The organism is Microbacterium sp. CFBP 8801 (assembly GCF_014839455.1).
Classification (GTDB): Bacteria; Actinomycetota; Actinomycetes; order Actinomycetales; family Microbacteriaceae; genus Microbacterium.
In genome coordinates this window covers 1-9,808 of record NZ_JACYNU010000022.1, presented here as the reverse complement: position 1 = coordinate 9,808, position 9,808 = coordinate 1, and the positions used below count along the sequence as shown (strand labels likewise).

Below are 9,808 nucleotides of genomic sequence, written 5' to 3'. Positions count from 1 at the left end.
CCGACAGCGCGCCGGCCTCGTCGCCCGCCTCGCGCAGAGTCTGCGCGCGGGCGAGGGCCGCTCGCGCGGGTACCGCCCGGGCGTCGTCGACCGTTGCAGCGAGGGCGGTGTCGGCCCGCGCTCGCGCGTCGTCGACGGCGGCGGCGATGGCCTCCGACCCGGGTGCGTCGGCGAGTGGCTCGGAGCCCTCCGTCGCGCTGGGCAGCGGCGTCGGCGAGGCAGCCGGGGTGGGGAACGCCGCCTCGGGAAGGTCTTCGCCGGTCATGACCGCGTAGGCGCTCGCGACGTCGGCGACCTCGGCGATCGTCATTCCGCCCGTCGCCGCGAGCTGGTCGAGGTCGACGGCCGCCCCGTCGGCGTCGACCGCGATGCGCTGCCCCGCGGGCACGAGGATCGTGTCGATTCCGCCGGCCTCGATCGCCGCCGACACCTGCTCCGGCAGTCCGGCGACGGGGCTCACCGTTCCGAAGGGGGTGACCCCACCGGCGAGCGCGACCCCGGGCTGCACCTCGGTGCCGTAGTACAGCGCCAGCACCCCGACCGCGGTGACGGCGCCGGCCCCGGGAGTGTCGATGCGCGCGTCGAGGCCGAAGGTGTAGGCGGTGTCGGGACGGGCGCCCGTGAGCAGCGTCGCCGCGGCGACGGCGGTCCAGGTCGCGGACTGGGTGACGGGGGCGACCCCCGAGACGTCGTTCTCGGTGATGTCGATGCTCAGATCGCCGCCGTCGGCCGAGGCCGCGGTGATGCGCTGGGAGGTGACGCCGCCCTTTGCGCCGTGGGCGTACAGCACCGGGACCGTCAGCTCGTCCCCATCGAACGAGCCGTCGGATCCCGTACCGAAACCGAGCGAGAACCGCAGGTCGCACCCCGCGAGCACGACCACGCAGACGAGGGCGAGTGCGGTGGTGACGAGCGGACGGAACCTCACGCGTCGCCGCCGAGCCCGACGTACAGGGCGCAGGCGGCGTTGTAGTAGTCGCGCGTCTCGCCCGCCGGGCGCAGGCCGATGCGTTCGGCGACCGCACCCGACGCGGTGTTCGCCGGGTTCGTCACCGCGACGAGACCGCGGATCCCCTGGCGTTCGGCGAGCGCGCGCACGGCCGAGGCCGCTTCGGTGGCGTAGCCGGCCCCCCACGCGTCGGGGTGGAAGTGCCAACCGATCTCGATGTCTTCGGGCCGACCGTCGCCCGCCCCGGACGACCACGGGATGCGCTTCAGCAGCACCGAGCCGAGGCGTCGACCGTCGGTCGTCTCGACGGCACGCACCCCCAGGATGCCGTCGGCCAGACCGACCCAACGATCGAGCAGGGCGTCGACCTCGGCGGTGTCGGTCATCACGTCTCCGGTGCCGAGGTACCGCCGCACCTCGGGCCGGCGGTACATGTCGAACAGGAACGCGCGGTCCTCGTCGGAGCGGGTCCAGTCGCGCAGCACCAGGCGCTCGGTGGCGAGGCGGGTGCGCCGCATGGGCAGGTGCGGAATACCGTCTTCGGCGAACGGCGGCCCCGAGACGACGAAACCGAAGCGGGCGTACCAGGGGGCGAGGTGCGCCTGCGCGTCGAGCAGGATCGGGATGCCGGGAGCCTCGGCGTCGAGCACGTCGACGGCGGCGCGCATGAGGTCGGCCGCGATACCGCGCCCGCGTGCGGCGGTCGCGGTGGCGACGCGACCGATGCGCGTGTTGGCGGGCTCACGGAGCAGGCGGAGGGTCGCCAGGACGTCGTCGCCCTCGGTCGCCCAGAGCAGCTCCGCCCCCTCTTCGATGTCTCGGCCGTCGATCTCGGGGTACGCGGCCTCTTGCTCGACGACGAACACCGCCACGCGCAGCCAGAGGATGCGGTAGAGGGTGCGGGGGTCGATCTCGGCGACGGGCGCCCGGTGCAGGATGACGGCCATCATCCGACCGTATCGCGGGCGCCCGACATCGTCGCGCCGGGCCCCCGGGGCGGGCGCACCGCGGCGTCGTCCCGGGGCGGCTCGACAGGCCTGGACCGATGTCGGAGGCGGACGCTAACCTCCGGTCATGTCCTTCCAGTCGTACCTCGACAACATCGAGACCAAGACGGGCCTCACCCCGCGACAGTTCGTCGCCCTCGCCGAAGAACGAGGGTTCGGCGCCGGAACGAAGGCGACGCCCATCCTGCAGTGGTTGAAAGACGACTACGACCTCGGTCGCGGTCACGGGATGGCGCTCGTGCACGTCATCACGAAGGGGCCGAGGATCTCCGACGCCCACGTCGGTCGGGCCGGTCCCCACGGCGATGCGAGCGACACGCTCTGGCTCGACGGAGCAGCGACGAATCCGAACGGCTGACGCGCGGGCGCGACGACCCGGCCGCCGCACGCGCGGTACGGGTCAGCCGGCGCCGAACCGTCGCGAGGCGGCGATCTGCTCGGCCACCCGCCGAAGGGCCAGCACGAGCGGTTCGACCAGCGCCGTTCCCAGCACGACGTAGCGCACCGCATCCTCGAGGGAGGTGTCGGGCGTCGCGGCGAGCTCGGCCTCACCGATCGCCGACAGGTGCTCGACGTACGCCGACATCACCGATTCCGGCACCGTGAACCCGGCGCGATCCAGAGCGGCCAACGCGTGGGCCACGGCCGCGATCTGGTCGGGGAAGCATTTCTCAGGGCTTCCCCCCATGCGCACGAGCAGCGCGGTGGCCTCGGTGAGGTCGACATCCGCGGTGATCTCGGGGGTCACCGCGGCGTTGGCGGCGCCGAGCAGGTCGTAAGGGTTCTGCGGCGGATCCTCGAGCACCGTGACGACGCGGCGCACGCCCGCGATCCCGACTCCCGCGTCGACGAGGGCACGGATCACCCCGAGGCGCTGCAGGTGGGCCTCGCCGTACGAGGCCTGCGTGGGCGAGGTGCGCTCCCCCTCGGGCAGGAGCTTCTCGCGGAGGTAGTACTTGATCGTCGGGACGGAGACCCCACTCGTCATCGCCAATTCCGAGATGCGCATCACTTCCCCCTTGACTCGATAGCAAGACTATCCAACACTAGATAGCACCACTATCCAGTAAGGACGAGCCATGGCATCCCTTCTCCGCGGTCGCATGACCCACCACCACGAGGGCGAACTCGTCGTCTTCCACATCGGCATGACGATCAACCGCTGGTACCGCCCCGACAAATGGATGCCGATCCTCGGCGAGATGGGCCCGATGCTGCGCGAGCTGAGCACCGACCCCGAATCGGGACTGAAGGGCTTCACCGTCCTGCTGGGTGCGCGGGGCCCGTACCTCGTGCAGTACTGGTCGTCGCTCGAGAAGCTCTACTCGTACGCGTCGGCGCCGGGGCAGGCCCACCGCCCCGCGTGGTCGCGGTTCAACAAGCGGGCACGCACGGCCGAGGGCGCCGTGGGCATCTGGCACGAGACGTACGTGGTCGAACGGGCGGAGTCGATCTACGTCGACACCCCCGCGATGGGGTTGCCCCGGGCGACCTCGATCATCCCCGTCGGCGCGCGACACGACGGCGCCCGCGCGCGCGTCGCCGACGGCGCCACCCCGCGTACGGCGGGGACCGAATGACACGGGCCCGGCACTCGCATACTGGAGGAATGAGCCGCATCCTCGTCACCGCGTCCGACCTGCAGGCCGCCCTCTCGGCCGGCGCGTTCCCCGACGGCGGTCCCGTGCGCGTCCTCGACGTACGCTGGCGCCTCGATCGTCCGGACGGACGGCCGGATTACCGCGCCGGCCACATCCCGGGGGCGCAGTACGTCGACCTCGACCACGATCTCGCCGCGCACGGAGCGGCGACCGCGGGCCGGCATCCGCTCCCTCCCGTCGAGGCGTTGCAGAACGCCGCCCGACGGTGGGGCATCGACGCCGGCGACACGGTCGTCGTCTACGACGACCTGAAGAACATGTCCAGTGCCCGCGCGTGGTGGCTGCTGCGGTTCGCGGGCGTCGCCGACGTGCGCCTGCTCGACGGGGCGTGGCGGGCATGGACCGAGGCCGGATTCGACCGCGAGACCGGGGATGCCGTCATCCCGACGCCGGGCGACATCGACCTCGCCTACGGCGCGCTGCCGTCGCTCGAGCTGGGCGAGGTGGGCGCGTTCGCCGACGATTCCCTGCTGCTCGACGCGCGCGCCGCGGAGCGCTACCGCGGCGAGGTGGAACCGATCGACCCGCGGGCGGGACACATTCCCGGGGCGATCAGTGCGCCGACGACCGAGAACGTCGACGCCGACGGGCGTTTCCACACTCCCGACGCGTTGCGGTCGCGGTTCCGCATGCTCGGCGCCGAGGACGGCATGTCGGTGGGCGTGTACTGCGGCTCCGGTGTGACGGCGGCCCATCAGGCGGTGGCGTTGACCCTCGCCGGGTTCGAGCCGCGCGTGTTCCCGGGGTCGTGGAGCCAGTGGTCGAACCACCCGGAGCTGCCGGTGCAGACGGGACCCGCACCGCGCTGAGACCGGCGCCGCCGACGGGCTAAGCCCAGAGATCACTCACCGGGATGTCGTGACCGAGCACGTTCTGCGCGGCGCGATGGCCCGACAGCATCGCGCCGGGGACGGTGGCCGGATCGTCGCCCCAGGTCGCCTCCCCCGCGAGGTGCAGCACCCCGCCGACGGGCTCGGCGAGATCGTCGTGGTCGGCACCGACCGATCCCGGCAGCATGTACGCGTAGGAACCCCGCGAGAACGGGTCGTCCTGCCAGCGCGTCACGATGGCGCTGGTCGGTTCCGCGACGACATCGCCGTACAGGCGCCGCAGCTGCGCCACGGTCGAGGCGACGATCTCGGCATCGGTCCACTCCCGCGTCGCGACGGCGGCCGCGCCCGCCGCGAAGGTGAGCAGCGCATGCTCGTCGTGGAGTCGCCCGATGTCGTACCAGGAGTGCCACCACTCCCCCTCGTCGCCGAGCTGACGGATGCCGTAGACCCCGGCATCCCAGAATCTTTCGTCGAAACGCAGCACGACCTTCTCGAAGGCGTTCATGCGCACGAGGTCCAGGGCACGGCGATGAGGAGCGGGAAGCTCGGGCTCGAACACGACGTCGCCGGCGTGCAGCACCCCGACCGGAACGGTGACGACGGCCCGGGCGGCGGCGAAGGTGCCGTGGTCGGTGTCGACCCGCACGCCCTCGGGCGACCAATGCACCCGCGAGACGAGGTGTCCGAGGCGCACGTCGAGGCCGTCGGCGAAGTTCCGGGCGAGTTCGTCGTACCCGTGCGGGAACACGACCTCGTCGCCGTTGACGGTGTCGTCGTCGAGGCCGTGGGCGCCGAGGGCAGCCATGCCGATGCCGTACTGCTCCTGGGCGCGGCGGTCGTTGTACTCGCGCACGCGTTCCGTCCGTTCGGCATCCCAGTCCTGTGCGGCGAGTGCCTTCTCGACGACGTCGGCGTAGGTGGCATCCGGATCGGCGTCGGCGATGATGTCGACGAGGGCGGCGTTCAGCGTGCGGATGTCGTCGGCGTACCGCCGCACCGCGTCGTCGTCGAGTCGCTCGCCGTCGGCGTCGAAGTAGGCCAGCGGGCGGCTGTCGGGCTGGTATCCCCCGACGGTGAACTCCATCATCGGCATGCCGAACGCGCGGGCGGCCTCGGCGACCGGGCTGTCGTCGATGCCGTGGATCCACGAGGCCCCGCGGTCGGTGACGTGCCCGTGAGAGCGGTCCGAGAAGACGCGCCCACCGATCCGATCGCGTGCCTCGAGCACGACGACCCGGCGGCCGGCACGGGCCAGCAGACGCGCCGCGGCGAGGCCCGAGATCCCCGCGCCGACGACGATCGTGTCGACAGTGTCCATGCGTCCTCCCCCGTTCCAGGCCGATCACTCGACCCGACTTCCCGCGACCGTACTGCGGGCGGAGAGCCGCTGGCATCCGCCTCGCCGGAGCGTCCATGGCGTCGGAGTGGACACCGCGTACAGCGGGAACGCGCGCACGCGGAGCACGACGACCCTCGGCCGATCCGCGAGTGAAACGGAGTGCCACATCGCGCACGTCGCTACGGGCCCGGCGTCGCCGAGCCCGGGGGTCAGGGGGCGGGCGCCTCTTCATCGAGCGCCGCGGGTCTGACGCCCCGACGACCATAACGCCACCAGAAGAACAGGTAGCAGAGCCCCACGAACGGGATGCCGAAGTACAGCGCCGCGACCTGCTGCGGGTCGAAGGCGATCGCCACGATCGACGCGGTGAGCAGCACGAAGGCGAGGATCGGCACCAGCGGATACAGCGGTGTGCGGTAGGCCAGGCTCGACAGGTCTCCGCCCGCGCGCAGGAACGCCCGGCGGTGGAAGAACTGCGCGGCCACGATCGACATCCACACCGCGACCGCCGCGAAACCGGCGATCGAGACGAGCACGAGGTACACCGTCTCGGCGGCGATCACGCTGGAGACCAGCGAGACCAGGCCGATGGCCAGGCTCACGATCAGCGCGACCAACGGGATGCCGCGGCGGGTGAGGCGCGTGAACGAGCGGGGCGCGTAGCCCTCTTCGGCGAGTGAGAACAGCATGCGCGCACACGAATACAGACCACTGTTCCCCACCGAGAGCAGCGCGGTGATGACGACGAAGTTCATGATGTCGGCCGCGTAGGGCACACCGACGTACTCGAAGACGTCGACGAACGGGCTGGAACTGAGTCCGGCCTTCTCGTACGGCAGCAGGGCCGCGATGACGGTGATCGAGCAGACGAACAGCACGAGCAGACGCAGCACGGTCGAGCGGAGCGCCCGGGGGATGTTGCGACCCGGATCCTTGGTCTCGCCCGCGGCGACGCCGACGAGCTCGGCACCGCTGAAGGCGTAGAACACCGCGAGCGAGGTGATGAGCACGCCGCCGAGACCCGCGGGGAGCAGCCCCTCGGGGGTCACGAAGTTGCTGAACAGCACGGCCTCGTGAGGGGTGGTCGACAGGGGCGTGAAGCCGAAGATCGCCATCGTGCCGAGCACGATCAGCGCCAGGATCGCGACCACCTTGATGAGTGCGAACCAGAACTCGGTCTCACCGAACACGCGCGCCGAGATCGCATTGAGCGTGAACAGGATGCCGGCGAACACCAGGCACCACACCCAGACGTCGACCGTGGGGAACCAGCGCTGCATGAGGATTCCGGATGCCGTGAACTCCGACCCGAGGGCGACCACCCAGCACAGCCAGTACAGCCACGCCGTCACGAAGCCGGTCGCCGGCCCCATGGTGCGTGCCGCGTAGATGTGGATGGACCCCGAGACGGGATAGACGACGGCGAGCTCGCCCAGACACACCATGACCAGCCAGACGACGAAAGCGCCCAGCAGGTACGCGAGCACGGCTCCCAGCGGACCGGCCTGGTGGATCGTGTAGCCCGAGCTGAGGAAGAGTCCCGACCCGATCACGCCGCCGAGGGCGATCATCACGAGGTGGCGCGCATCCATCGCCCGCCGCAGGTGGCGTTCGGGCGTGCCCGCACCGGAGCGCTCGAGGGGCTGACCCGTGGGTCGGTTCATGGGTGTTCTCGCATTCGTGCTCGAGCCGGTGGCAGACGGGACTCGCGGGCGCCGCAGGTCAGAGTAATGGATGCCGCCGACACGACCGCGCTCACTACGCTGAGGCGGTGCCGCTCCCTCGTCGGCGCGGACGGGAAGGACACCGAGATGACCACGCGCCCCGATCGCACCGACGCCCACTCACTGGGAGAGGCGAGCCTGGCCGTCCACGGCGGGAAGACGCTCGACAGCACTCGGGCGCTGAGGACGCCGCTGGTCATGTCGAACTCGTTCGCCCTGCCCGACGATCCGAGCGAGATCAGCTGGTCGGCGTACGAGCCGGGCCTGTACACCCGCAACACCGGGGTGAACCAGGCCGCGCTCGAGGCGAAGCTCGCCGCTCTCGACGGGGGCGAGGCGGCGGTGGTCCTCGCTTCGGGCGTCGCCGCTCTGCACGCCGTGTTCTTCACCCGCGTGAGGGTGGGCGATCACGTCGTCGTCAGCGACGTGGTCTACGAGGCGACCTGGCGACTCTGGACCGAACTGCTCCCCGAGCGGTACGGCATCCATGCGACTTTCGTCGATGTGACGGATCCGGATGCCGTCCGCGCCGCCCTGCGCCCCGAGACGCGTCTCGTGTGCGTCGAAGCCATCGCCAACCCGACGACGAAGGTCGCCGACATCGCGATGCTCGCCGAGATCACGCACGCGGCCGGGGCGATCCTGATGGTCGATTCGACCTTCACGCCGCCGCCGTTCTACCGCCCGCTGACCGACGGCGCCGATCTTGTCGTGCACTCATTGACGAAGTACATCAACGGACATGGCGATGCCATGGGCGGGGCCGTGATCGGACGTGCCGATCTCATCGACCCGATCAAGGGCGATGCGATGGTCGACGTGGGCGGCGTCATCTCACCCTTCAACGCCTGGATGATCCAGCGCGGATCGGTGACGCTTCCGCTTCGACTGCGTCAGCATTTCGCGTCGGCGCAACGGGTGGCCGAGATGCTCGAGGCCGATCCGCGGGTGGCGTTCGTCGCGTACCCCGGGTTGGCGTCGCATCCGCAGCACGAGGTGGCCGCGCGGCAGTTCGGTGGCCGCGAGTTCGGCGGCATGATGGCGTTCGCCGTCGAGGGCGACCCCGACGCGCAGAACCGCTTCGTGTCGCACCTGCGCCTGATCACGTCGGGATTCTCGCTCGGACACGAGGACACCCTGATCGTGCACACCGCGGCCGAGGGACCGCGGACCGCGACCTACCCCGAGGAATTCCGACGTTACGGTCACCTGCGCCTGTCGGTCGGCCTGGAAGACGCCGACGACCTGATGGCGGATCTCTCCGCCGCGCTGGACGCGACCGCGCTCTGAGTCGATCAGCCCCGTCGATCAGCCGGCGAGCAGATCCTCGATCGTCGTGATCACGCCGTGGTCGACGTTCGACGGAGCCCGGTGGCGCGCGCGGGCGACGACGTCGGGGTGGGCGTTGTGCATGGCGAAGGACCAGTCGGCGGCATCCAGCATCTCGAGGTCGTTGAGGTAGTCGCCGAACGCGACGGTCTGCGCGGGGGTGACGTCGAGGGCCGCCTGCAGACGGCGCAGGGCGACGCCCTTGTCGACGCCGGGATTCATGATGTCGACCCAGTGCTGTCCCGAGACGACGACGCGATGGGTCTCGGCGATCTCGTCGAGCGCGCGTCCGACGCTGTCCTCGGCGAGCGCGAAGTCGTACACGGCGATCTTCAGGACGTCGTCGTCGATCGCGAGCACGTCGTCGACGATCTCGAGGGCGGCGTAGTAGATCGCGGCCTGGGAGCGGAACGCCTCGTCGGTGCGCTCGATGTAGGCGGAGCGCTTGCCGCACACCACGACGCCGAGGTCGTATCCCTCGGCGGAGAGGTGGCGCAGGCGCTGGACGGCTCGTGCCACGACGGCGGGTTCCAGGGCGTCGGATGCCACTTCCACCCCCGCTCGTACGACGTAGGCGCCGTTCTCGGCGATGAAGGTCATGGCATCCGCCGCGTCGCTGAAGGTGGCGCGCAGGGTGGCGAGTTGGCGTCCCGACGCGGGCACGAACGTCACGTCACGTTCTTCGAGCCTGGGAAGCAGACCCCAGAGGGTCTCGGGCACGTTCCCGGACGCGTCGAGAAGGGTGCCGTCCATGTCGACGGCGATGAGGCGGATGTCGTGGGGCACGCGGCCATCCTCGCAGGCTCGGGAGCGGGGTACGCGGCGGCCGACCCGGCATCCCGAACCTGGGAAAACTATGAATAACAGAATCATCACGGCCGACTCTTCCGCTCCGTTACCCCACCGTTATAGAGTGCTCGCACGGTAGTTGTTTTGCTGTGGCAGCTACCGACATGTGATTGCAGG

The 9,808-nt window shown here is 70.6% G+C and carries 10 protein-coding genes; 4 read left to right on the top strand and 6 right to left on the bottom strand.

Going from position 1 to position 9,808, the window contains the following annotated elements:
• Together IFR11_RS16835 and IFR11_RS16830 are read right to left on the bottom strand one after the other, a co-directional pair.
• Positions 1 to 928, bottom strand: a 928-nt coding sequence (locus IFR11_RS16835) for a S16 family serine protease (protein WP_342030313.1), incomplete at its 3' end; no start/stop codon positions are given.
• Positions 925 to 1,896 (bottom strand): GNAT family N-acetyltransferase, encoded by a 972-nt coding sequence (locus tag IFR11_RS16830; RefSeq protein WP_191916705.1) that lies wholly within the window; start codon positions 1,894 to 1,896, stop codon positions 925 to 927. The genes IFR11_RS16835 and IFR11_RS16830, both read right to left, overlap by 4 nt.
• Positions 1,897 to 2,023: 127 nt before the next feature.
• Here IFR11_RS16830 and IFR11_RS15095 point away from each other — a divergent pair, with 127 nt between their 5' ends.
• Positions 2,024 to 2,314 carry a DUF4287 domain-containing protein gene (locus tag IFR11_RS15095; RefSeq protein WP_055939000.1) on the top strand — a complete coding sequence of 97 codons (291 nt, stop codon included), beginning with the start codon at positions 2,024 to 2,026 and terminating at the stop codon, positions 2,312 to 2,314.
• Between the two features lie 42 nt (positions 2,315 to 2,356).
• Here the strand turns inward: IFR11_RS15095 and IFR11_RS15090 are convergent, their stop codons facing one another.
• Positions 2,357 to 2,965 carry a MerR family transcriptional regulator gene (locus IFR11_RS15090; RefSeq protein WP_191916704.1) on the bottom strand — a complete coding sequence of 203 codons (609 nt, stop codon included), beginning with the start codon at positions 2,963 to 2,965 and terminating at the stop codon, positions 2,357 to 2,359.
• Between the two features lie 70 nt (positions 2,966 to 3,035).
• Here IFR11_RS15090 and IFR11_RS15085 point away from each other — a divergent pair, with 70 nt between their 5' ends.
• Both IFR11_RS15085 and IFR11_RS15080 read left to right on the top strand, forming a co-directional pair.
• Entirely contained in the window at positions 3,036 to 3,536 is a 501-nt protein-coding gene (locus IFR11_RS15085; protein ID WP_191916703.1) for a DUF4188 domain-containing protein, read from the top strand.
• 29 nt (positions 3,537 to 3,565) lie between these two features.
• The gene (locus tag IFR11_RS15080) at positions 3,566 to 4,426 is read left to right on the top strand and encodes a sulfurtransferase (protein WP_191916702.1); all 861 of its coding nucleotides are present in this window, start codon (positions 3,566 to 3,568) and stop codon (positions 4,424 to 4,426) included.
• 19 nt (positions 4,427 to 4,445) lie between these two features.
• Here IFR11_RS15080 and IFR11_RS15075 read toward each other — a convergent pair whose 3' ends face one another.
• Positions 4,446 to 5,768 (bottom strand): flavin monoamine oxidase family protein, encoded by a 1,323-nt coding sequence (locus IFR11_RS15075; RefSeq protein WP_191916701.1) that lies wholly within the window; start codon positions 5,766 to 5,768, stop codon positions 4,446 to 4,448.
• A 230-nt stretch (positions 5,769 to 5,998) separates the two neighbouring features.
• A complete protein-coding gene (locus IFR11_RS15070; RefSeq protein WP_191916700.1) occupies positions 5,999 to 7,453 on the bottom strand; it encodes an amino acid permease in 1,455 nt (484 codons plus the stop codon).
• A gap of 147 nt (positions 7,454 to 7,600) precedes the next feature.
• Between IFR11_RS15070 and IFR11_RS15065 the strand changes: the two genes are divergently transcribed.
• Positions 7,601 to 8,803 (top strand): trans-sulfuration enzyme family protein, encoded by a 1,203-nt coding sequence (locus tag IFR11_RS15065; protein WP_191916699.1) that lies wholly within the window; start codon positions 7,601 to 7,603, stop codon positions 8,801 to 8,803.
• Positions 8,804 to 8,821: 18 nt separating this feature from the next.
• Here the strand turns inward: IFR11_RS15065 and IFR11_RS15060 are convergent, their stop codons facing one another.
• Complete coding sequence (locus IFR11_RS15060; protein WP_342030312.1) at positions 8,822 to 9,628, bottom strand: Cof-type HAD-IIB family hydrolase; 807 nt, start codon at positions 9,626 to 9,628, stop codon at positions 8,822 to 8,824.
• Positions 9,629 to 9,808 lie beyond the last annotated feature (180 nt).

Coding starts and splice junctions, on each gene's coding strand:
- IFR11_RS15075 (WP_191916701.1), bottom strand. CDS start 5,768: ATGGACACTGTCGACACGATCGTCGTCGGCGCGGGGATCTCGGGCCTC.
- IFR11_RS15065 (WP_191916699.1), top strand. CDS start 7,601: ATGACCACGCGCCCCGATCGCACCGACGCCCACTCACTGGGAGAGGCG.
- IFR11_RS15095 (WP_055939000.1), top strand. CDS start 2,024: ATGTCCTTCCAGTCGTACCTCGACAACATCGAGACCAAGACGGGCCTC.
- IFR11_RS16830 (WP_191916705.1), bottom strand. CDS start 1,896: ATGGCCGTCATCCTGCACCGGGCGCCCGTCGCCGAGATCGACCCCCGC.
- IFR11_RS15090 (WP_191916704.1), bottom strand. CDS start 2,965: ATGCGCATCTCGGAATTGGCGATGACGAGTGGGGTCTCCGTCCCGACG.
- IFR11_RS15070 (WP_191916700.1), bottom strand. CDS start 7,453: ATGAACCGACCCACGGGTCAGCCCCTCGAGCGCTCCGGTGCGGGCACG.
- IFR11_RS15080 (WP_191916702.1), top strand. CDS start 3,566: ATGAGCCGCATCCTCGTCACCGCGTCCGACCTGCAGGCCGCCCTCTCG.
- IFR11_RS15085 (WP_191916703.1), top strand. CDS start 3,036: ATGGCATCCCTTCTCCGCGGTCGCATGACCCACCACCACGAGGGCGAA.